At 43.5% G+C, this 24,507-nt stretch carries 17 protein-coding genes and 1 pseudogene; 14 read left to right on the forward strand and 4 right to left on the reverse strand.

Annotation, left to right across the window (positions count from 1 at the left end; all coding sequences use genetic code 11):
- The 7 genes from pyrF (at position 1) to JHU38_RS08080 (ending at position 9,471) form a co-directional block, all read left to right on the forward strand.
- Positions 1-837, forward strand: a complete 837-nt coding sequence (gene pyrF, locus JHU38_RS08050; protein ID WP_107582682.1) for an orotidine-5'-phosphate decarboxylase — start codon at positions 1-3, stop codon at positions 835-837.
- Positions 838-1,002: 165 nt separating this feature from the next.
- Positions 1,003-2,034 (forward strand): UDP-3-O-(3-hydroxymyristoyl)glucosamine N-acyltransferase, encoded by a 1,032-nt coding sequence (gene lpxD, locus JHU38_RS08055; RefSeq protein WP_107582683.1) that lies wholly within the window; start codon positions 1,003-1,005, stop codon positions 2,032-2,034.
- Between the two features lie 10 nt (positions 2,035-2,044).
- The gene (locus JHU38_RS08060; RefSeq protein ID WP_107582684.1) at positions 2,045-3,430 is read left to right on the forward strand and encodes a bifunctional UDP-3-O-[3-hydroxymyristoyl] N-acetylglucosamine deacetylase/3-hydroxyacyl-ACP dehydratase; all 1,386 of its coding nucleotides are present in this window, start codon (positions 2,045-2,047) and stop codon (positions 3,428-3,430) included.
- Positions 3,431-3,452: 22 nt separating this feature from the next.
- Positions 3,453-4,223, forward strand: coding sequence for an acyl-ACP--UDP-N-acetylglucosamine O-acyltransferase (gene lpxA / locus JHU38_RS08065; protein ID WP_107582685.1), 771 nt, complete (start codon positions 3,453-3,455; stop codon positions 4,221-4,223).
- Positions 4,224-4,261: 38 nt separating this feature from the next.
- A complete protein-coding gene (gene miaA, locus JHU38_RS08070) occupies positions 4,262-5,161 on the forward strand; it encodes a tRNA (adenosine(37)-N6)-dimethylallyltransferase MiaA (RefSeq protein WP_107582686.1) in 900 nt (299 codons plus the stop codon).
- A gap of 39 nt (positions 5,162-5,200) precedes the next feature.
- Complete coding sequence (locus JHU38_RS08075) at positions 5,201-7,735, forward strand: transglycosylase domain-containing protein (protein ID WP_107582687.1); 2,535 nt, start codon at positions 5,201-5,203, stop codon at positions 7,733-7,735.
- Between the two features lie 23 nt (positions 7,736-7,758).
- Positions 7,759-9,471: an AAA family ATPase gene (locus JHU38_RS08080; RefSeq protein WP_233246628.1), complete on the forward strand. Its 1,713-nt coding sequence runs from the start codon at positions 7,759-7,761 to the stop codon at positions 9,469-9,471.
- A gap of 29 nt (positions 9,472-9,500) precedes the next feature.
- Here JHU38_RS08080 and JHU38_RS08085 read toward each other — a convergent pair whose 3' ends face one another.
- From JHU38_RS08085 to JHU38_RS08095, 3 genes are read right to left on the reverse strand one after another with little or no spacing between them, the layout of a single operon-like run.
- Positions 9,501-10,640 carry a DUF6057 family protein gene (locus JHU38_RS08085; protein ID WP_107582689.1) on the reverse strand — a complete coding sequence of 380 codons (1,140 nt, stop codon included), beginning with the start codon at positions 10,638-10,640 and terminating at the stop codon, positions 9,501-9,503.
- 17 nt (positions 10,641-10,657) lie between these two features.
- Positions 10,658-12,709: an alpha amylase C-terminal domain-containing protein gene (locus JHU38_RS08090; protein WP_107582691.1), complete on the reverse strand. Its 2,052-nt coding sequence runs from the start codon at positions 12,707-12,709 to the stop codon at positions 10,658-10,660.
- Between the two features lie 10 nt (positions 12,710-12,719).
- Positions 12,720-13,832 (reverse strand): MORN repeat-containing protein, encoded by a 1,113-nt coding sequence (locus JHU38_RS08095; protein WP_107583178.1) that lies wholly within the window; start codon positions 13,830-13,832, stop codon positions 12,720-12,722.
- 112 nt (positions 13,833-13,944) lie between these two features.
- Between JHU38_RS08095 and kdsB the strand changes: the two genes are divergently transcribed.
- From kdsB to JHU38_RS08120, 5 genes and pseudogenes are all read left to right on the forward strand, one after another.
- On the forward strand, positions 13,945-14,676 hold the full coding sequence (kdsB, locus tag JHU38_RS08100) for a 3-deoxy-manno-octulosonate cytidylyltransferase (RefSeq protein WP_107582693.1): 732 nt from the start codon (positions 13,945-13,947) through the stop codon (positions 14,674-14,676).
- A 561-nt stretch (positions 14,677-15,237) separates the two neighbouring features.
- The gene (locus JHU38_RS08105) at positions 15,238-18,042 is read left to right on the forward strand and encodes an outer membrane beta-barrel protein (RefSeq protein ID WP_107582695.1); all 2,805 of its coding nucleotides are present in this window, start codon (positions 15,238-15,240) and stop codon (positions 18,040-18,042) included.
- A gap of 685 nt (positions 18,043-18,727) precedes the next feature.
- Positions 18,728-19,372 (forward strand): annotated as a pseudogene (locus JHU38_RS08110) (MgtC/SapB family protein).
- Between the two features lie 34 nt (positions 19,373-19,406).
- Positions 19,407-20,171 carry a TIGR02757 family protein gene (locus tag JHU38_RS08115; protein ID WP_107582697.1) on the forward strand — a complete coding sequence of 255 codons (765 nt, stop codon included), beginning with the start codon at positions 19,407-19,409 and terminating at the stop codon, positions 20,169-20,171.
- Positions 20,172-20,351: 180 nt separating this feature from the next.
- Complete coding sequence (locus JHU38_RS08120; RefSeq protein ID WP_232369893.1) at positions 20,352-21,773, forward strand: DUF5723 family protein; 1,422 nt, start codon at positions 20,352-20,354, stop codon at positions 21,771-21,773.
- Between the two features lie 97 nt (positions 21,774-21,870).
- Here the strand turns inward: JHU38_RS08120 and JHU38_RS08125 are convergent, their stop codons facing one another.
- Positions 21,871-22,266, reverse strand: a complete 396-nt coding sequence (locus JHU38_RS08125; protein ID WP_107582699.1) for a DUF3127 domain-containing protein — start codon at positions 22,264-22,266, stop codon at positions 21,871-21,873.
- 169 nt (positions 22,267-22,435) lie between these two features.
- On the opposite strand from JHU38_RS08125, the gene dnaN reads away from it, so the two are divergent.
- Positions 22,436-23,560, forward strand: coding sequence for a DNA polymerase III subunit beta (gene dnaN / locus JHU38_RS08130; RefSeq protein WP_107582701.1), 1,125 nt, complete (start codon positions 22,436-22,438; stop codon positions 23,558-23,560).
- Positions 23,561-23,631: 71 nt separating this feature from the next.
- Positions 23,632-24,495: a 3'-5' exonuclease gene (locus JHU38_RS08135; protein WP_107582703.1), complete on the forward strand. Its 864-nt coding sequence runs from the start codon at positions 23,632-23,634 to the stop codon at positions 24,493-24,495.
- The last annotated feature ends 12 nt before the right edge of the window (positions 24,496-24,507 follow it).

Below are 24,507 nucleotides of genomic sequence, written 5' to 3' on the forward strand. Positions count from 1 at the left end.
ATGAAAAGAGAAGAGCTCGTCAACCAAATATTTTCAAAGAAATCATTTCTATGTGTAGGGTTGGATATCGACCTGAAGAAAATTCCGGCACGGATGCTCGAAGAGGAAGAGCCGATATTTGCCTTCAACAAGATGATTATTGACGCGACAGCTCCTTATTGCGTTGCCTACAAGCCCAACCTGGCATTCTACGAATGCTATGGAATCAAAGGAATGATGGCTTTCGAACATACAATCACGTACATCAAGAAGGTCTACCCTACTCACTTCATCATCGCGGATGCCAAGCGTGGCGATATCGGAAATACGAGCACGATGTATGCCAAGACATTCTTTGAAGAATATGATTTGGACGCGCTGACCGTAGCTCCCTACATGGGGGAAGACAGCGTGAAGCCTTTTTTGGAATACAAGAACAAATGGGTTGTGCTGTTGGCGCTGACCAGCAATAAAGGTTCGCATGATTTTCAACTGACGGAAGACCGCCACGGCGAATGGTTGTTTGAGAAAGTGCTTCGCAAAAGCCGGGAGTGGGGCCATGAGGAGAACATGATGTACGTGGTGGGTGCCACACAGGGCCGGATGTTTGAAGATATCCGCAAAGTGGCTCCTCGCCATTTCCTGCTTGTACCCGGTGTAGGCGCTCAAGGAGGAAGCCTGCGGGACGTATGCCGGTATGGCATGATCGAGGACTGCGGACTGCTTGTCAACTCTTCGCGCGGCATTCTCTATCCGTGTGAAAAAGACTCGTGTGGCATAGAGCGATATGCAGACCTGGTTGCGGAAAAGGCAAAAGAACTACAGCAGGAAATGGCGAAAGAACTTGAAACACTTTAAGTGTAACAACTTTAAGTAATATGCTTGCATGATGAGCTATGCAGCAATAGCAGAAAGGCGGTAATGAATTAATATTCTGAAATTTTAGCAAATATTATTCTTGCCTCCTTTTTTTGTGGAGATTTTTTGCTATATTTGCAAAACTAATTCAATTTGATTTACAAAATGGAATTCACTGCAAGTCAAATAGCCCAGTTAGTACAGGGCCGGGTTGAGGGTAACGAAAACGCGACCATCAACACTTTTGCAAAAATAGAAGAAGGCGTCGAAGGCGCTATTTCTTTCCTTTCTAACGAAAAATATACCCATTATATCTATAATACGAAATCAACAATTGTTCTGGTTGATGAGCAATTAGAATTTGACAAGCCCGTTACTACGACTTTGATAAGGGTGGCTAATGCTCGCGATTGTGTAGCTCGGCTACTACAAATGTATGAGGCTGCCAAACCCAAAAAGCAAGGAATCGATTCGTTGGCTTTCATCTCACCCAAGGCAAAAATTGGCAACGACTGTTACATAGGCGCTTTTGCATACATTGCGGATGGGGTTGAAATCGGAGACGGCTGTCAAATCTACCCCCATGCTGTAGTGGGTGACAACGTGACAGTGGGCAAAGATTGCATTATTTATCCCAACACCACGATTTATCACGATTGCAAAATCGGCAATCGAGTTATTCTTCATGCAGGAAGTGTGATAGGTTCAGATGGTTTCGGCTTTGCTCCCAATGGTGATCAATACGATAAAATACCCCAAATAGGTATCGTAACGATAGAAGATGATGTAGAAATCGGAGCCAACACGTGTATAGACCGCTCAACAATGGGTAGTACCGTTATTTGCAAAGGTGTAAAGCTGGACAATCTTGTACAAATTGCACATAACGTTGAAGTGGGTGAAAATACAGTTATGTCTGCACAGGTCGGGATTGCAGGAAGTACCAAAGTGGGGCAATGGTGTATGTTTGGCGGGCAAGTAGGTGTCGCCGGTCATATCTCCATAGGCGACAAGGTGTTTCTTGGCGCCCAATCAGGCGTGCCAAGCAGCATAAAGGACAACCAAACATTAATCGGCACGCCGCCAATGGAAAAGTTGCCTTATTTCAAATCACAGGCGATTTTCCAGAAACTTCCTGATCTTTATAAGGAAATAAATCAGCTCAAGAAAGAAATCGAACTTTTAAAGAAATCATAATAATACAGATATGTCTAAACAAAAGACACTCAAAGGTAGCTTCTCTCTTTTTGGTAAGGGACTGCATACAGGTTTAAGCCTTACCGTTACGTTTAATCCTGCTTCTGAAAATACAGGATATAAGATTCAACGTATCGATTTAGAAGGCCAACCCACCATTGACGCTATTGCTGAAAACGTTGTTGATACACAACGGGGAACTGTCTTATCAAAGAATAATGTCCGCATCGGTACGATCGAGCATGGCATGTCCGCCCTTTACGCATTGGGTATAGACAACTGTATGATTCAAGTCAATGGCCCTGAATTTCCCATATTAGATGGATCGGCAGCGATGTACGTAAACAAGATACACGAGGTTGGCATTGAGGAACAAAACGCCGAAAAGGATTATTATATCATTCGAAAGAAGATAGAAATCAAAGACGAGCAGTCCGGCTCGTGTATCACCATTTTGCCGGATGATAATTTCTCGATTACGGCAATGTGCTCTTTCCAGTCTAAATTCATCAACAGCCAGTTCGCGACATTGGATGATATCGCTAATTTTACTGACGAAATAGCGCCTGCCAGAACTTTCGTCTTCGTTCGTGACATCGTTCCTCTGCTTGAAGCAAACCTGATAAAGGGAGGCGATTTAGACAATGCTATTGTTATTTACGAGAAAGAAGTTACACAAGAAAAGCTTGACCAATTGGCAGATATTCTAAAAGTTCCCCACATGGACGCAAAGAAGATTGGTTACATACAGCACAAGCCGCTTTTGTGGGAAAACGAATGCACACGCCATAAGCTATTGGATATCATTGGTGACATGGCCTTGATTGGGAAACCTATCAAAGGACGCATTGTAGCTACACGTCCGGGACATACAATCAACAACAAGTTTGCACGTCAAATGCGCAAGGAGATTCGCAAACATGAAGTGCAGGCCCCTATTTATGATCCCAATGATGAACCCATCATGGATAATATCCGCATCAGGCAGTTGCTACCACACCGCTACCCCATGCAGTTGGTTGATAAGATCATAGCTATGGGATCAACAAGTATTGTAGGCGTGAAGAATATAACGGCAAACGAACCTTTCTTCCAAGGGCATTTTCCAGAAGAACCGGTTATGCCTGGTGTTCTGCAAATAGAAGCAATGGCACAATGCGGTGGCCTGTTGGTTTTGAACCAACTCGAAGATCCGGAGCGTTGGTCGACCTATTTTATTAAAATTGATGACGTAAAATTCCGTCAAAAGGTTGTTCCTGGTGATACGCTGCTGTTCAGGGTAGAATTGCTACAGCCCGTACGCCATGGAATCAGCTCCATGAAAGGTTATCTTTTTGTCGGCGACCATGTTGTTTCTGAAGCGACCTTCACAGCTCAGATTGTGAGAAACAAATAATACGAGAAAAGAATATATACTTATGAATACAATCAGCCCGTTAGCGTTTGTACACCCTAACGCAAAACTTGGTGATAACAATATTATTGGTCCGTTTTGTTTTATTGATGATAACACCATTCTGGGAGACAATAATAACCTCCAGAATAGTGTTACGATAAACTTTGGAGCCAGAATAGGCAGCAATAATGAAATCTTCCCTGGGGCCAGTATCTCTACAAAGCCACAGGATTTGAAATTCAAGGGAGAAGAAACAACATGCCAAGTTGGTGACAATAACAGTATTCGCGAAAATGTTACAATCTCAAGAGGTACTGCCTCAAAAGGTATGACGATTGTAGGAAACAACAATCTCTTAATGGAAAATATGCATATTGCCCACGACTGTCTTGTTGGAAATAATTGCATTATCGGCAACTCGACAAAATTTGCCGGAGAAGTAACCATTGACGACAACGCTATCATAAGCGCAGCCGTTCTCACTCATCAATTCTGCCATATCGGAAGCTTGGTCATGATTCAGGGAGGCTGCCGTTTTTCGCAAGATATCCCACCTTATATTATTGCGGGGAAGGAACCAACCCGATATGCCGGGGTTAATCTTGTAGGACTTCGTCGCTATGGATTCGACAACGAACTCATATCTCTTATTCATGAAGCTTACAGGCTTTTATACAACAAGGGAGTCCTTGCCGAAGGTATAGAAGAAATCAAGAGGAACTTAACAATAACCCCAGAGATACAATATATCATCGATTTTGTATCCGGTTCTAAGCGAGGTATTATTCGATAACACCTCGCTTCTTATATATCAGCAAGCGACATTTTATCGTGAAAACTCTTTTTGTTGTATTAGGTCCGACCGGTGTTGGCAAAACAGAAACTTGTTTAGCTATTGCCCAACACCTAAACACACCGATAATAAATGCTGACTCCCGCCAGATTTTCGCGGAAATACCTATCGGAACAGCAGCTCCCACGCCACAACAACAAGCAATCGTCCCCCATTATTTTGTAGGAAACCACCAATTAACAGATTATTACAGCGCTTCTTTATACGAAGAAGAGGTCTTAAATCTTCTGAAAGAATTATTCGAAAAACATTCTTCATGCTTGCTGACCGGTGGAAGCATGATGTATATCGACGCAGTATGCAAGGGAATTGATGATATTCCTACAATAGATTCTGCCACACGAGCCTTGATGAAACAACGTCTTGAGACAGAAGGTCTCACGGCCATGGTTGAAGAATTGAAGCAATTGGATCCAATCCATTGGAATGAAGTTGACAAACGCAACCCCAGACGCGTCGTTCATGCTTTGGAAATATGCCACATGACAGGTAAACCCTATTCATCTTTTAGAACGAACACGACCAAACAACGCCCTTTCAAGATATGTAAGATAGGATTAAACCGAGACCGTGACGAATTGTATACCCGCATTAATCTACGCGTACTCAACATGCTTGATCAAGGTTTGGAGGACGAAGCAAGACAATTATACCATCTCCGTAATTTAAATTCCTTAAATACAGTCGGTTATAAAGAGATGTTTAAGTATCTTGACGGTGATATTTCAAAAGAAGAAGCCATCCGACAGATACAATCTAATACCAGACGATACATGCGCAAGCAACTCACTTGGTTTAAAAAAGATTCGGATATCCAATGGTTTCATCCCGACAATATTAAAGAAATTATAAATTACATAGACGCATCATTGTGCTAAAGGAGTTATTTCGTAATTTTGTAAAAACAATATGCTCTTATGAACAAGATAAAAAGATTTTTCAGCGAGTGCATGAGAAAGCTCAAAACTTTCTGGTGTTGGTATAAAAAACTTTATCAAAACAGTCCTTGGTACATAAAGACCGTTACCGCCATAGTTTCATTTATTCTTTTGTTGATTATCTATCTTGGCATGGTAGATATGAACTTCCTTTGGCTTTTTGGTAAAAGTCCGGGCTATTTCTCCGGCATTCGTGATCCCCAAACTTCTCAAGCCTCCGAGATATACAGTGCAGACGGCAAGCTCATTGGTAAATTTTTCAACGAAAACCGAACACCCGTAAAATATGAAGATGTCAATCCTGCATTCTTTAAGGCCCTCATCGACACTGAAGATGAACGATTTTACAGCCATTTCGGCATTGATCCCATTGGACTTATCGGGGCTGCCAAAGACGCGATCCTGCGTCATGACAGTCGTGGCGCGTCTACCATCACACAGCAATTGGCCAAAAACATGTTCCGAGTACGCACCCACTACTCCACAGGACTCCTTGGCAAGATTCCCGGTTTGAAGATCCTTATCATTAAAAGTAAAGAATGGATTATCGCCACTAAACTTGAGACAATATTCAGCAAAAAGGAAATTCTGACGATGTATGCCAATACCGTTGATTTTGGTTCCAACGCCTATGGCATTAAAACCGCCGCGAAAACATACTTCAACGTTTCTCCTAAAGATCTGACAACAGAACAAGCCGCCGTATTAGTCGGTATGCTCAAAGCAACAACCTATTACAATCCCAAGAGTAACTATGAACATAGTCTTGCCCGACGAAACACCGTTCTCCATAATATGGTTACCCACGGCGATTTAAGTCGCGCAGAATATGATACTCTTTCACAAAAGCCTATAACCCTTGACTATAAGATAGAAGAGAACTACGATGGCCAAGCCATGTACTTCCGTGAGGCTATTGCCCAGTATCTGAAAGATACAGGCTGGCTTGAAGAAACGGGATATGACTTGTATAGCAGTGGCCTGAAAATTTATACGACAATAGACACTCGCATGCAGAAGTATGCCGAAGATGCGGCCCGCAAACAGATGAAGTTGGTTCAACAAAACTTCAACAACCATTGGGGAATCTATCGAAATCGTGCGACAAACTGGATGACACAAGAGCCTTGGCAGGATGAAAACCACCAAGTGATTCCCAACTTTATTCAGCAAATTGCCGAGCGCCAACCGTTCTATAAAGCTCTGCAAGCCAAATATCCTAATGATCCCGATTCTATCCGATACTATTACAAAGAATGGAAACATCCTGTAAAAGTATTCGATTATGATAAAGGAATCGTTACCAAGGAGATGACTTCCGAAGACTCTATCAAGTACATGACCAGTTTCATGCACTGCGCTTTTGTTGCTATGGAACCGCAAACCGGCCAAGTGAAAGCCTGGGTTGGAGATATAGATTTTACCACATGGAAGTATGATAAAGTGACTGCCATGCGCCAACCAGGCTCTACATTCAAATTGTTCGTCTATACAGAAGCGATGAACCAGGGTCTCACCCCTTGCGACAAGCGCCGGGACGAATATATCTCCATGCAAGTTTACGACAAGAAGCTGCGGAAAGAAGTAACTTGGACACCCACCAATGCAAACGGCTACTTCACAGGCGACTCCATGCCACTGAAAAGCGCATTTGCCAAGAGTATAAATTCGGTGGCCGTGCGTCTGGGACAAGAGATGGGTATCAAGCGTATAGCTGAGACCGCGCATAAGATGGGCGTCAACAGCTCATTGGATGAGACTCCGTCTTTGGCCCTTGGCTCCAGCGACGTGAATCTGCTGGAAATGGTTAATGCCTATTGTGTACCCGCAGATAACGGTAAACATCACGCTCCTGTGCTTATTACGCGTATCGTCGACAAAAATGGCAATGAAGTTTATGTAGCGCCCCAAAAGTCTGAGCAAGTGATCCCATATAAGAGCGCCTTCCTCGTGCAGCAACTACTGCAAGGCGGCATGCGTGAACCTGGGGGCACGTCTATGTCACTTTGGGGTTACGTAAGCAATTTCCGTGATACCGAGTTTGGAGGAAAGACCGGAACCAGCAACAACCATTCCGACGCATGGTTTATGGCTGTCAGTCCCCGTCTTGTCTGCGGCGCATGGGTAGGTGGCGAATACAGAAGCATTCATTTCCGTACCGGAGCTTTAGGACAAGGTTCCCGCACTGCTCTCCCCATCTGCGGCTACTTTCTTCAAGCCGTCTTAAGCAATCCCGAATTCAAGAAATATCATGGTAAGTTTGACAAGCCCAACCAGTCAGACATTACCGGAGATATGTACAACTGCGCAAGCTATTATCCACAAGCTCGGGTAGACACCACTGCCAACGACAGTCTCTCCCACAGTGAAGAAATTTTGCTTGACAAAGATGGCAATCCGATTATCACGCCAATAGAAGGCGCAAAGAAAGTTCATGAAGAAAACAATGCTTCCAAGGCTACAGAGCCAAAGAAGAAACCTCATGAAGAAACCGTGAATTTTGACAATCTGTAATCATCGAAAATCAAGATACCAATATAGACTTGAATAACGCGGAGCTGCAAAACGCGCTTCAAATTATCCGATTTACCCGTCACTCACTTTTCCTCACCGGAAAAGCGGGGACGGGTAAATCGACATTCCTGCGCTACATCGCAAGCAACACCAATAAAAAACATGTAGTACTTGCGCCTACAGGCATTGCGGCCATTAACGCCGGAGGCTCTACGCTTCATAGCTTTTTCAAAATACCTTTTTATCCTTTACTCCCTAACGACGACAGATATTCTCCTCGGCACATCAGAAATACAATGAAGTATAATGCCGAGAAAATAAAGTTGTTACAAGACGTCCAACTCTTCATTTTTGATGAAATCAGTATGGTACGTTCCGATATTATCGACTTCATCGATAAAATTTTGCGCATTTACAATCACAATATGCGTGAGCCGTTCGGTGGTAAGCAAATGCTCTTTGTCGGCGATGTCTATCAACTCGAACCCGTACTTAAAGAAGAGGAGCGCCAATTACTACAGCCTTACTATGCTTCGAAATACTTTTTCGACGCCAAAGTGTTCAAGGAGATGAAACTCGTCTCGATAGAATTAAAGAAAGTTTATCGCCAGACCGACACCACTTTTATCACTCTGCTCGACCATATCCGCACCTCTCAGGTCACCAACGACGACCTCATTACCCTTAATCAACAGGTAGGAGCCGACCTCGGACAGGAAAAAGGCAAACTCGCCATCACGCTTTCCACGCGACGGGACACGGTGGATTATATCAACAACGATAAACTGAAACAACTGGAAGGAGAGGCCATGACCTTTTTCGGTATTATCGAAGGGGAATTCCCGGAAAACAGTCTTCCTACCCCACTGGAACTGGAATTGAAAGTCGGCGCACAGATTCTGTTCATCAAGAACGACCGTGAGAAGCGTTGGGTAAATGGAACACTGGGAACGATCATCGGGCTTGACGACGCCATCAATGGCCACATCTATGTCGTGACCGAGAGTGGGAATGAAGTTGACGTTGAACACGAGATCTGGAGCAACGTCAAATACACCTTCAACGAGAAAGAAAAGAAGATTGAAGAAACAGAGATCGGCACCTATCGCCAATTCCCATTACGTCTTGCTTGGGCCATCACGGTCCATAAAAGCCAGGGGCTTACCTTTAATCAGGTAAAGATTGATTTCACGGGAGGCGTCTTTGCGGGAGGCCAAACCTATGTCGCGCTATCACGCTGCACCTCACTCCAAGGTATCAGCCTACAGGAACATATCCGCAAGGAAGATGTCTTTGTAAGAAACGATGTCGTCAACTTCGCCCGCACTTACAACAACCAAGAAATCATTGATACCGCACTGAAACAAAGCAAGGCCGATCGCGAATACTACGACGCTATCCACGCATTTGACAAAGGCGACATGCAAGCCGCACTCGACCATTTCTTTCTGGCCATCCATAGCCGTTACGATATAGAGAAGCCTGCTCCTCGCCGCCTTATCCGCCGAAAACTCAATATTGTCAATCGGCTTCATCTGCAAATCGATCAACTTCAGGAAGAAATCAAAAGCCGTGATCGTTTTCTGAAAGAATTAGCTGTAGAATATGTCATGATGGGAAGAGACTGCGAGAAAGAGAATTTTAAGGAAGCAGCTATCCGAAACTATAAAAAAGCGCTTCAGCTCTGCCCGGATTTGCCCGAAGCCAAACGACGTCTTAAAAAACTCACAAAATAAAAGCAGCCCATTATCCGTATCACCGTGTGTTAGTGATACAGATAATAGAACCAATAAGTAGTACCATAGGAGTCGGCCAAAATCGCATAACGCTCCTGTGGATTCGTATATTTCCGCTCCAAAGTCTTGAAATCCGCAAAGTCGGCTTCCATCACATTCTCATGATATTGCAGGGTAGGATTCGACATCTTATGACTCATCAGAATCAAAGCCTCCTTATAATGCTTCGGCAAATGCTCGTCCAGCGGGTAATACTTTTCAAGAGCCTTGGCAAACAGAGTTAGTTTTTTATCTAAAAGATAGGCACAAAGTTCATAATCGTGAGCCGCTCTTGTTGCTCGATTACGCTGTTTCAGGAATCTCAGATAGCTGTAAATATCCACTTTCTCCTTGATCCACACCCCAAGATGTCTATACAATGCTCTCTCCGACGCGAACATCATCTTCACCGAACTACCGTTTGGCAACATGGCCTCAGCATGCCCTACCAGAGGATATTCAAACAACTGCTCTCCTAACTTGCCCAAAACGGATAAATCATAAATTCGTAACATCGTCAGGCTCGAATCTGTATGTATTGACTGTTTTCCCACTTCCGCCGCTGCTTTAAAGTCACCTTCTATCAGCTTTTGCTCCACTTTCATTCTGTAATGGAACACATCGTTATGATTGCTGAAAGTACAACCCAACACAAACATGATGAAAAACAGGCTGAAATTGGGCCATAGGTTCCCGAAAATGTTATTCTGACGCGTCTTTCCTTCCATCTTATACAAACGGTTCAGTAACCGGATAACACCGCCATATAGTAACAGCAGAGTGGGGAATACCCATAGCCAGGCCCCAAACGAGAACTTTTTATCAATATCCGGACTAATATCTGTCAGGATCGTCAGGATCAGTAAGGAGGGAAAATAAGTAACCGCGTAAAACCGTTTAGGTATCAATGCCAACGACTGAAGGCCCAACTGCAGGCTCCACAACACGGCTGTTATGAGTATTGCGCCAATCAACCTGTTATAACACGTCTTTCCACCCGAGAGCACATGTTGTGCCATCGCGATCAAATCTGCCTGATAATAATACAGGTAACAGAAGGAAAACAGAATAAATAAAATAGCACAAATCACCTTGATGGCAAATGTGCTATTCGTGGTTTTAGATATCATGATCTGCTTGTGTCAAATTAAATCTTCCGAAGAACTACCGCGGAGCGGGCCGGCAAATAGAGTTTAAGCCATTCCTTACGCTGTTCCACGTAAAGCGGATCATAATTCGTCAGATGCGTCAATGTGTCATCAGCGAATCCATTGCCGCCATACGCCTTGTTATCGGTATTGAGTACGACCTCGTAACTACCGATAGGCACTAAGAATCCATAATCCGTAAACGAGCGCGAAGGCGAGAAATTAAAGACGAAAAGCAAGTCGCCACGCATAAACGCCAAAACTTGATCGCCATCGTCATGCCATATTTCGGTGACAGGCGTGCTGTTGAATTTCTTTTCCGATTTGACAACAGCCAGCATATCACGGTCAAAATCGCCCAGATAATGATAGTCCAAGTCCATATTATCTACCAGATTCCATTGTCGGCGTGCGTATTTATGACTCCAGCCATTGCCTTCGCGTGGGAAGTCAATCCATTCCGGATGTCCAAACTCATTACCCATGAAGTTGAGATAACCGCCATTGATAGCCCCCAGCGTTGCCAACCGAATCATCTTATGCAAGGCAATGCCGCGATGAACCACTCCGTTTTCGTCGCCTTTCTTGAAGTGCCAATACATATCGGCGTCAATCAGTCTGAAGATAATCGTCTTATCACCCACCAATGCCTGATCGTGGCTTTCGCAATAAGATATCGTTTTCTCGTCCGACCTACGGTTTTTCACCTCCCAGAAGATAGAACTGGGTTTCCAGTCTTCATCTTTCAGTTCCTTTATCGTCTTAATCCAGAAGTCCGGAATATTCATCGCCATGCGATAATCGAAACCATAACCGCCGTCCTCAAACTTAGCGGCCAGTCCCGGCATGCCACTTACTTCCTCGGCAATCGTAAAGGCCCGTGGATTCACTTCGTGTATTAACTTGTTGGCCAGTGTCAGATAACAGATGGCGTTATCGTCCTCATGCCCATTGAAGTAGTCGCCATAATTACAGAAAGCCTCACCCAGTCCGTGGCTGTAGTAGAGCATGGAAGTCACGCCGTCAAAGCGGAAACCATCAAAATGAAACTCTTCGAGCCAGTATTTACAGTTCGACAGCAGGAAATGTATCACCTCATCCTTGCCGTAATCAAAGCAAAGGCTGTCCCATGCCAGATGTTCGTGCCGGTCGCCGGGATAAAAATACTGGTTGGGATCGCCCGCCAAATTGCCTAAACCCTCTACTTCGTTCTTTACGGCATGCGAATGTACGATATCCATAATCACTGCCACGCCGGCCTCATGTGCCGCGTCGATTAGGCCTTTCAGCTCCTCGGGCGTTCCAAAGCGACTTGACGGTGCAAAGAACGAACTGACATGATAACCAAACGATCCATAATAAGGGTGTTCTTGAATGGCCATCACCTGAATACAGTTATATCCATCCTTCACCACACGAGGCAAAACCTGCTCCTTAAACTCCGTATAAGTGCCTACTCGCTCGGCGTCTTGACCCATTCCCACGTGACATTCATAAATCAGTAGTGGGTCGCGCTTGGCCGTAAACTTCTTCTTACGCCACGCATAAGGCTCCGGATTCCACACCTGGGCAGAGAAAATCTTTGTCTGCTCGTCCTGAACCACGCGCGTCGCCCAAGCCGGTATACGCTCTCCTGCGCCACCATTCCACGTGACGTGCATTTTATATAAATCACCATGCTTGATCGCTTTCTCCGAAAGTTTCAATTCCCAGTCGCCCGTCCCTTCAATACGCTTGGCCTGAAAACGACTATTCTCCGTCCATCCGTTGAAGTCTCCTACCAGACAAAGGCTTGTCGCGTTGGGTGCCCATTCTCTAAACACCCATCCCTTTGACGTTTTATGCAAGCCATAGTAGTTGTACCCATTGGCAAAATCGGCCAACGACTTTTTGCCTCCTTGCGTAAGCTGAGAGATTTTCCACAGCGCGTGTTCGTGGCGTCCACGGATAGCGTCTTCGTAATCCTCCAGATAGGGGTCGTTCTTGACGATACCTATATGTTGAGGTGTTTTTTTTAGGGCTTTATCAGCCAATTTCTTTTTATCAGCCATATCTCAAATATTATTCTTCAAATCTACGACCATTCTCATAACGGCCACTTTTCGTCACCTTGCCATTACGGTCTTTCTCCACAAAGCGTCCTTCTCTACGATCGTCAATATAAGTACCTTCAAAGCGGTTGCCGTCCTTGTCTTCCTCTATAGCCTGGCCGTTGCGCTTACCTTTCTTATATACGCCCTTGAACTTAGCCCCTGTAGCGTAATGGATAATCACTTCACCATTAATCTGTCCGTTCGTAAAGACACCATCAAAGACGTCTCCATTCTTTTTCGTCAGTTTGCCACGGCCGTTTTGCAGATCGTTTTTCCATTGTCCGACATAGACGTCACCATTCGCCCACATCAACGTGCCTTGCCCGTCCTTGCATCCCTCCAGAAAATGGCCGATATATTTATCGCCTTTGGCATACTTGAAGACGCCCTCGCCAGTGCGCTCTCCCTGAATGTATTCACCTTCGTAGACATCGCCGTTCTGAAACCTGTAAATGCCACGGCCATTCTGTATATCGTCCATCCAATTACCCGTATAGACGTCGCCATCAGCGTATTTGTTGGTTCCTTTGCCCGACCGCAGATTATTGGCCCACATCCCATCGTAGGTCGTACCGTCGCCCCAGTCGAAAAATCCCTTGCCACTCTTCTGGTCGTCCTGCCACTGTCCTGTGTAATAAGCGCCGCTGGCATAGGTGTAGGTGCCTTTACCTTGGCGCTTGTCCTTCACCCAAGCGCCCTGATACTTGTCGCCATTATAGTAGTACATGGTGCCCTGACCTTGCTGATAGTCGCGAAACCAAAGACCCACATATTTATTATTGTTCATGAAATAGTAAGTTCCACGCCCATGTTGCTGGTCTTGAAACCACTGACCTTCATACTTCTCGCCGTCCGCAAAGGTATAGATTCCGTATCCCTGACGCTTTCCTTTCACATACTCACCCTCAAACGTATCGCCATTGGCAAAGACCGTGCTGCCCTTTCCATGAGGCTTGCCGCCCGACATCTCGCCCTTATACATTCCTTTATCGTGAGTATAACATGACCCAAGGTATATTTTCTGAGCTTGAACGGAATAAGAAAGGAGCGTAAAAAAAAACAGAAATATAATATGTTTCATGTTATTCGTATTTATCAGTTTATTCTTCAAAATTAATAAAATATCATATACCAACAAAATTACTTGTATTTTTTTTAGTATTTTTGCAGAGAATGCAAAAAATTGATTGTAAATGAAATTTATCGGATTAATCCCCGCGCGTTACGCGTCGACTCGCTTCCCCGGGAAACCATTAGCCCTGCTGGGTGGAAAGCCTGTCATACAAAGAGTTTACGAACAAGTGGCAGCCACGCTCGACGCCGCCTACGTGGCCACCGACGACCAACGTATCTTTGATTGCGTAACAGCCTTTGGTGGAAAAGCCGTCATGACGTCCGATAAGCACCGTAGTGGCACCGACCGCATTCGGGAAGCGCTCGACAAAATCAATGGACCATACGACGTGGCCGTCAACATTCAGGGAGACGAGCCCTTTATACAGCCGTCTCAAATAAAAGCGGTTTGCGACTGCTTCAACGATTCCGCGACACAAATAGCCACCCTCGGCAAACCCTTTGAGACCATCGAGGCTATTGAGAATCCCAATTCACCCAAGATTGTAATGACCAACGACAACTATGCCATGTACTTTTCGCGCAGCGTCATTCCCTTTATCCGTGGCAGAGAAAGAACAGAATGGCTAACATCATTCCCCTTTTTGAAGCATTTGGGTATCTACGCTTACAAGACAGACGTGCTTCGTGAAATCACACAATTACCACAATCACCACTCGAACTGGCCGAGAGTCTGGAGCAATTACGTTGGTTGCAAAACGGCTATCGCATCAAAGTGGGCATTACGAACATCGAAACGGTGGGAATCGACACGCCCGAAGACTTGCAACGGGCAGAGCAATTACTCTAACGCATGGCGCTCGGTATAGGATGCCGAATGACTTTTATTCATATATGATTTTGACTCCCTAGTTTTGCAAAAATATAAAAGATAAGTAATCAGTAGTATACTTATCAGTTATTTAAATAATATTAATTAAAAGCCTGAAAAATGAAGAAAATTAATTTAAAATCAGTAGAGAATTCGCTCACACGTGAGCAATTGAAGACTGTTGTTAGTGGTAGTGCTTCAGGCTGTAGCTATTAAAATCAGGATTGTACTTGGAACGGTAAGAGTGGTAAATGCAAATATTGGCCATTCTCTAATGGTCTTATTTGCGTGTGCTAGTCTAAAGTCTTTCAAGGATTAGCTTACGCGTGAACAATTGAGGAGCGTTGGGGCAGTAGCAGATAGGGAACTTTTGCTCTGCTAATAATGCAACTTGTATTTAGAATGATAGGACTGAGTGTTGCTGTTATATACAATTCGCTGGGCTTATCTGCTAGGCTGACTAGGAAGTAGACTTCTTAAATATTAATTAATGGTGTCTCTTGTAGACAACTACTTGAGACGCTCTCATTATTTTTTACCATGAATAGACTAACATTAATTGCTGTATTTCTACTCTTTTGTTTTCTTAATGTGTGTGGTGCAAACTTTGGTCACAACATTCAGGGGCGTGTTGCTGATAAAATGAATGGAGTTGCCATACCTGCGAAGATTTATCTGATGAATACTGATAGTGCTGTGATTGACACGACAACTGCTACTATTGAGGAAGCACAATTCCCATTCCAAGACAAACAGGCTTGGTATGTATTCAATGATAAAATTAAGGAAATAGGCCGTTATATCATTAAGGCAGTGATGCCTGGCTATAAGGACGCTTACACTGACGTTGAATTGAAAAGTTCACGTCAGTCTTATATATCTGCAAAGCCGATTTTGATGGAACACGACTACATTGAATTGCCTAATGTTGTAGTGAAAGCAACAAAAATCAAGATGATGATGAGTGGAGACACTATTGTTTACAATGCTGATGCATTTAATCTTTCAGAAGGAAGTATGCTTGATGCGTTGGTGTCACGTTTACCTGGAGCACAATTAACTAAAGACGGACAGATATATGTTAATGGAAAATTAATTGAGAGTTTGTTGCTTAATGGACGCGATTTCTTTACAGGAAATCCCAAAATGGCTTTAGAAAATCTTCCATCTTACACTGTTAACAAGATTAAGGTATACAAGCGATTAGGAACTATGTCGCGCCTTATGCAGAGTAATATGGGAGATCAGAGCCTCGTCATGGATGTAAAGTTAAAAAAGGAATACGATGCAACTATATTCGGTAATGCAGAATCCGGTGTTGGTACCAATGGTAGATTTGCGCTGAAAGGTTTTGGAATGAAAAATTCCCAGAAAGAGATGTTATTAGCTTTTGCAAACGTCAACAATCTTAATGACAATCAAATTGCTAATATACAAGGGCAATGGACCCCACAAGAAAATACTAATGGATTACAAACTAATAGAACCGCAAATGTGAGTTATGCAAAATTCTTTGGTGGTGACATGTTCAAATGGATTAGCACAAGCAATACTATTTCGCATAATGGCGAAGATATTCAAATGTTGAAAAATGCAGAGGTATATTTACCAAGTAAAAATATTTATCAACATGCACAAGATGGAACTATTAATAAGTCTACTATATTTGATAGTAAAAATGCATTTAATTATGAACAAAATGGTAAATATAGTACACATTCTACACTTGACATTTTGTATAAGCATAACGATAAATATAAATCAGCTTTTACCTCAAATTCTGAAGGAAACTCTTTGTTGAATGAATTGAATGAAAAAATATCCCATACCAACGAGCAGTTTAATATAAAATTTGCAAATGAAAACAATTTCAATATAAGCGTTGTAGATTTATTGCGTACAGGATTTAGCGTGCAGTATAACAAGCGAGATGCTGACAACTTTTCACTCTATGATCTTCGATATATGAATACGGTCAATGCACGCGACTTTAGAAATAATTATCTGAAGCTTTACAACAATAATTTGGATGTAAAAGGAAACATCAGTTATGATTGGAATTGGCCAGGATGGAGTTTACAACCAGGATATGATTATAATTTTAAATATAACAAAACGAACCATGAGCTATACAGACTTGACAAACTAGTAGGATTCGATAGTTTGCACTATGATATACTTCCATCAGCAAAGAATGCACTCTTAGCAGTGAGAGATAACAATAATAGCTATTGGTACACAGAATATCAGAATCACCATAGAATATTTTTGGAATGGTGTCTCAATGCAGCATCTGGAGCTAATAAACTTAATATTGAATACGGTTACATCAGAATGCCTTTACGAGTGGTGAATAAAAATATGTTCTATGTAAGAGCTGGCAGAAAAGATGTAAAAAGAAACACCATATTCTTTGAACCTGAAGCATATTTTCGTTGGGGACAAACATACAACTGGGAACTGAATGCAAGCATAAAATCAGAAATTCCTAATCTTGTAAACATGATAGAATATCGTGATGACTCAGATCCATTGTTCTTGATTTCAGGTAATCCAAATTTGAAGAATATTCACAGATATAATGCATCGCTTTCCTTGAAGCATGAAGGAAGGGGACAGCGAATGTGGCATGCTTCGATAAATTACAATAAAACAGACAATAACATAGCGTTTGCTACTTTGTATAACACTGTGACTGGTGTTGCTACAATGCAACCTGTAAGTGTTAATGGAAATTGGCGTATAAACGGACAGATTGACTATAGTTTACCCCTTGATAGTGCTCGAAAATGGACACTTGACAACCATCTTACAGTTGATTATGACCATAACGTTGACATGACTACAACTGATGTAAGCGCTGGTATCATGAGAAGCGTAGTGAACAACTGGCAGTATGGTGTTGATGTTAAGCTGAATTTCAGACCTAATGAGAAATGTGAGTTCACACTTCATGCCAATAGTACTTACTATTACATTAACAGTAGTAGAAGTGGGTTTGAAAATATTCATGCAGGCAACTACAAACTGGGCTTTGAGACAGAATTGCAACTTCCATGGAAACTTTCGTTCGGCTCAAACTTTGGAATGTATGGACGTCGAGGATATCATAGTGCCATGATGAATACTACCGAATGGATTTGGAATATGCATTTGGATCGTTCTTTTATGAATGGCGCTTTGTTGGCCAAGATTACAGGTTATGATTTGCTTCATCAGAGATCAACAACCAAATATGAAATGAACAAGCAAGGAAGAACAGAGATCTGGTATAATAGTTTGCCAAGTTACTTTATGTGCTCTCTAGTATGGAAGTTCAATGTGAGCCCTAGATCAAAGAAATAATAGTTTAATGAATAATTGTATCATAGATATGAAGGTAATACAGTTGCTCCTACTCCTTGGTTTTGTAAATTTTATATCACAGAAAACGGTCATTCAAAATCTTTCAATTAACAGATAAAAAGCCTGAAAAAGGTCTTTTATTGTCCCGATCAAAAGCCTTTGTCCCGTAATAGATACCCTTTTATTGCGTCATCGCAGCCCTTTTGGGTCCTGAAAGCAATGCTTTCGGGATGCAAAAGCTATGCTCCAACCGTCTAAAAGCTACCCTTTTAGCACCTAAAAGGGCTGCTATGAGAACGCAAAGATAAGCTCTCTCGAGCCATATCATTATAAAACGCTGGCTATCAGCCATTTGCAAACTCGCGAAAAAACGGCTGTTTTTTGACCAAGAATATGTTTCGTGAATTTAAAAGGCACTTTTTTATGCAAAAGATAAAGACTTTTCCGAATTATTTATGTCTCAATACCCGCTCTTTCTCAACTATTTTTACTTTTCATTCTATCGTGAATGCGCATACCTCACAATTTTAAGTTTTTAAATAAAAATAAGCGATTGGGAGAATACATCTATCAAGGAATATGCGCGGAATGATATTTGCTTTATCCATATATTCTTTATACCTTTGTATAATACAATATTATACGAAGAATCTCATTGTTTTATGAATCTGTAAATACTTTTTCTATGGTATTAGATATGGCAATAAGGCTTGTGATAGCCTTGCTTTTAGGAGGTATTATCGGGATAGAACGTGAATATAGGTCGAAAGACGCAGGATTCCGTACGCATTTCCTGGTTGCCATGGGCAGCGCGTTGTTCACCATTATTTCGCAATACGGCTTCAGCGAGGCACTGAAAGATTCATCACGGGTTGCCGCTCAGGTTGTTTCAGGTATCGGATTCCTTGGAGCCGGCATCATTATCTTTCAAAAGAACATGGTGAGGGGACTGACAACCGCGGCAGGTCTATGGGTGACAGCCGCCATCGGCATGGCATGCGGAACGGGTATGTATTTGGTCGCGGCCGTCACGACGGCACTGGTTCTTTTCGGATTGGAGGTACTCCACTTTATGATTCCTCAAGTAGGGACCACCGTCGTACAGCTATCGTTCAACGCGCCCTCGAAAGAGAGTGCGCGAAGTGTGTTGCGTAATCTGCAAGGGGACTCATTAGATATTATATCCTACCATCAGGAACGCATCCATACGGGGAAAACCGACACCTACTCCACCGTCATGGAAATAAAAATGAAGTGAGGCGAACATATCGAACGACTTACAGAATATGTGAAAGACTTTGACGGCGTAACGGTGACCTGCATGGAATAACGCTTTTTCCGCTATCTATTCGTCAACTTACAAGATGGACAGTAAACTCAAAAAACAACTTACGGTTTATGCCGAACACTACGAAACGAGCGACTTTCTGCCGGGCGATCCCAGTTGGTTCATGCACCGGGCGGAAGGTGGTGACAACCAAGAGACGACCGCTTTCATTGCTTCTTGCCTTAGCTATGGCAATCGTAAACTTTTCATGCCCAAGATACAGCAGTTGTTCGACATGGCCAAAGGCAATTTATATCAATGGATAAGTAATGGAGAATATCAAGTAAACATTCCGGATTCTGACGTAACATTCTATCGTTTACAAACTTACCATCATATTCACCGGCTCTTTGACGGCCTGCATTCGCTTTTTCAGACACACCGGACTTTAGGGGCATTCTTGCAAGCAAAGGGCGTTACTACCGCCATGGAAGCCATCGAAGTCATCACTCAATATTTTGCGTCGTGGGATGTAGGCCACTTGATTCCTCATACAGCGGCCTCCTCGTGCAAACGCATCTGCATGTTTCTTCGCTGGATGGTCCGCGACCATTCGCCCGTAGACCTGGGATTATGGCCGTTTATCGACAAGCGAACGCTGCTCATGCCGCTCGACACCCACGTACTCCAAGAAGCCATCCGGCTGAATCTGATCCGCAACAAATCCACTACCATGAAAACTGTTATAGCGCTTACGAAAGAACTCAAGAAGTTTTTCCCCGATGATCCGTTGAAAGGAGACTTCGCGCTGTTCGGATATGGCATGCAGCAAACCAAGCAAACGCAAGGACATGACGGATAAGGGGGGTGTTGGACCGGCAACCTTTCATGCTATCGTTTTTGCCCAACCAATCATTATTATTTGATATAAGTAATTTACTATCCAATATTTTTAATTAACTTTGCAAAAATTAAGAAGATTCATCATTATTGGTTATCAAACAATTAACTCTATACTAAATTAATTATCAAAACTAAACTTATGAAAACCAATTATTTGACTTTAAAATCATGGGGAACACTACTCTTACTTTCCATGATGCCCTATTACGGCCATGCGCAGTTTATTCGTTCCATGCACACATTAGATGGTTTGGGCTATCGACTCCAATTAAATCCGGCACTACGCCCCGACCAAGGTTACTTCAACATACCGATAATAGGTGGTACAGAAGTAACGGCAAGTTCCAATTCATTAGGTTCGAAAGACATTGTCCGTATAATAGGAAACAACTCTGACACAGATTACTATACGGATAACGCTTTTTATAACCGCCTAAAAACAGAAAACAAGCTCCAGGCCAACGTGACACTCGACCTGCTGTCGTTCGGTTGGTACAAAGGCAAGAATTTCTGGAACGTGAATATCTCAATGAAGAATGATGTGGAAGCCACAATTCCCCATCGCGTCTTTGAATCGATGAGGGACGCCCGTGGGCTGGGCACACAGTCTTGGGCCAACTACATGGCCGAACAGGGAGGCACAAAAGTATTTGCCAACTCGTATGTAGAAACCGGACTTGGATTTGCCCGCAACATCAATGAAAAGTTAACTATAGGCGGCAAGATGAAGCTACTGTTTGGCACTGCCAATCTGAAAATGGATATCAGAAAGCTGAATCTCCAAACCAACCTCACAGGCACATCGCAGAGTACGGACTGGGAGACTATTGACAACGAAGCGCTACAGCAGATACACGGCCAAGCCACTATCGATGTAGAAGCGGAGATAGAGGCCTCAATGAAAGGTTTTGAACTGAAAGACGACGACGGATATGTAAAAAGAATAGGACGGGGCGGCTCGTTTGGTATTGCCGGCTTTGGACTCGGACTTGATCTGGGCGCAACATACAAACCTATAGATAATCTTATGCTTTCTGCCGCCGTACTCGATTTAGGCTTTATCTCATGGAGCAAAGCCAGTTCGCACACAGCTACCACTACAAGCATTCAGAAATATAGATTCGATAACACGCATCTTGACGAGGCCGAATCATTCAGAGACATCATGACCAATGGCCAAATCGCAGATTTCGACATGCTTAAAGTGAAGCAGAAGAAAGGCAAAGCACGGTCGACAGCACTTTATTCTACGGTTGTTTTAGGTGGAGAATACCAACTACCAGATACAAAATTCTGTTTTGGTCTGCTTTCTACGACACGCTTCTCACAGCTTACTACACAAACAGAGCTAACCCTATCGTCGGGTTATAAAATAAATCGATCCATCGGTTTTTCACTGGCCTACTCCATGATACAAAGTGGAGGCAAAGGATTGGGAATCGGATTGAAACTCGGCCCTGTGATTTTAGCTACAGACTATATGTATTTTGGCAATAACAGCAAGTGTACCAATTTGCTTTTGGGATTCTCCGTACCGATGGGAGCCCGAAAACATGACTGATGTCGCAAGAAAAAGGAAACCGGCAAAGATATAAAAAACGACGCCTCCTGTCAACATTGAAGAAGACAGAGGGCGTCGTTAAAACGGCATTAATCGCTTAGAAAGGTAAATCATCGGCACTTCCCGCTTCCGGAGCAGGGCCCGGTTGTGGCATTGGAGTCGCGGAAGGAGCAGGAGCCGGACCAAAGTTTGGCGCTTGTGGCTGCGGTGTTACGGCGGCATTGGGATCTACTTGGCGAACGTCGAAGGCCCGAATGCTGTTGAACCAACGACCTTGATACTCATGCGCGTCGATGTCGAACGAGACATTAATTTCTTGAGCGACTTGAATATTAAAGCGTTGGAGACGGTCTTCCCCAAATACATCGAACACCATTTTCTTAGGATAGGCATCATGAGTTTCAATAACAAAACTCTGAACAACCCATTCTCCTCGGGCAGAGATGCCGCGGCGTGGTTCGAGCACAGCAATAACTTTTCCTTGTAATTCCATAATATCTTTATTATCTTGTTTTCATACCTGCGGAGATGACCGCTTACAGTTTGCGAAATTAATAAAATTGTTCTAAAAAAGGAAACATTTTAGGTCTTTTTTTTGTGATTCAGAATTGTATTTCGTATTTTTGTACTTGATTATCACTGAAAACTTTAAATATAACAATATGAGGTTTACACTATCTAGCAGCGCCTTGAATAGCCGCTTGCAATCTCTGGCTAAAGTAATCAACAGCAAAAACGCGCTCCCCATTTTGGAGTGCTTCCTTTTCGAAGTAAGTGGCAGGCAGCTGAAAATCACGGCTTCAGACAGCGAAAATATCATGCAAAGCGAAATAACGCTTGACGAATGCGACACTGACGGTAATTTCGCAATTGCCAGCCACACCATTCTTGACGCGGTTAAGGAATTGCCCGAACAACCTCTCACATTCGATATCGACACCAACACCTATTCTGTAAAAGTTATCTATCAGAACGGTCTTTATAATTTTACGGCTCAGAACGCTGATGAATATCCGCGAGCACAAGCCATTCCCGACAGTGCCACGGCATTGACCATCGAGTCTGCGACACTGGCCGAAAACATCAGCCGCTGTATTTTTGCCACGGCGCAAGATGAATTGCGCCCTGTGATGAATGGTATCTATTTTGACTTAAAAGCCGATTGTCTGGCCGTGGTTGCGAGTGACGGACACAAACTTGTCAGAAATCAAAACTTCAATATCAAGTCTGACTCACCGTCTTCTTTCATCCTTCCCAAGAAGCCCGCTCTGCTGCTTAAAAACTCATTGGCCAAAGACAATGAGGAAGTCATCATCAAATTTGATGAGCGCACGGCGGAAATAAGCTTCAAGGGCGGCACGCTAAAATGCCGGCTGATCGAAGGGAAATATCCGAACTACAACTCCGTAATACCACAAAATAATCCCAATAAAATGACAATCGACCGCAAGGGTCTCATCGGAGCATTGCGCCGCGTATTGCCTTTCGCCAGCGAGAGCAGCCAGCTTATCCGCCTGCGTCTGGAGACTAATAAACTGGAACTCAGTTCGGAAGATATTGACTTCTACACAAGCGCAAAGGAACAGATGGTCTGCGACTATACGGGAAATCCAATGAGCATAGGCTTTAAAGGAGGATCGCTGCAGGATATTCTTTCCAATTTTGAATGCGACGACATTGTATTTGAGTTGGCAGATCCCAGTCGGGCAGGCATCATCGTTCCGGCCGAAGAGGATGGAACGGAGAGTGTACTGATGCTACTCATGCCCATGCTGTTGAACGATTAAGATTGTCTATTATAGAGCCAACAGCCTCCCTGACTTATCACAGGGAGGTTATTTTTTTGATATCAAGAAATATGAAACTGAATTTAACAAAGCCACTGATTGTTTTCGATTTGGAATCAACAGGACTGGATATCGTATCTGATCGCATTATCCAAATCTCATACATCAAGGTATACCCCAACCAGACGGAAGAGCGCGGCAATCTACTTATCAATCCGGGGAAAGCAATCCCTGCCGAAGTAGCCGAACTGACTGGGATTCATGACGATGACGTCGCAACGGCACCAACTTTCAAGGCCGTGGCCGCCCAATTAGAAAGCACGTTCAAGGGCTGTGACTTCGCCGGATTTAACTCAAACCACTTTGACATACCGCTACTGGCAGAAGAATTCCTACGTGCCGGGATAGATTTTGACTTCTCGAAATGCCGCCTTATCGACGCGCAAACAATTTTCCACAAAATGGAAAAAAGAAATCTGGCGGCTGCCTATAAATTCTATTGTGGACGGAAAATGGAAGAAGACTTTGAAGCTCATCGGGCCGACCAGGACACGGAAGCGACCTACAAGGTTTTGATGGGCGAACTGGACATGTATGCCCCTGGCAGGCAAGAAGAACCGGAGCGGCAGCTCGACAACAACATGGACGTGCTGAACGAGTTCTCAAAGAATAATAACAATGTGGATTTTGCAGGACGTATCGTCTGGAAAGAAATGAAAGACGCGCAGGGCAAACCTATTCTGGACAAAGACGGAAAGAGCCAAATGCAGGAGGTTTTCAACTTCGGAAAATACAAGGGATGGGCTGTGACCGATGTGCTTCATCGCGATTCGGGCTATTATAGCTGGATGCTGGCCAGCGAGTTTACCAATAACACCAAGCAGGTGCTGACAAGAATCAGGCTGCGCGAGTTTAACAAGAACAACAACCATTAAAACAACGATTTT

The sequence above is a fragment of the Prevotella illustrans genome, assembly GCF_017426725.1.
Taxonomy (GTDB): domain Bacteria; phylum Bacteroidota; class Bacteroidia; order Bacteroidales; family Bacteroidaceae; genus Prevotella; species Prevotella illustrans.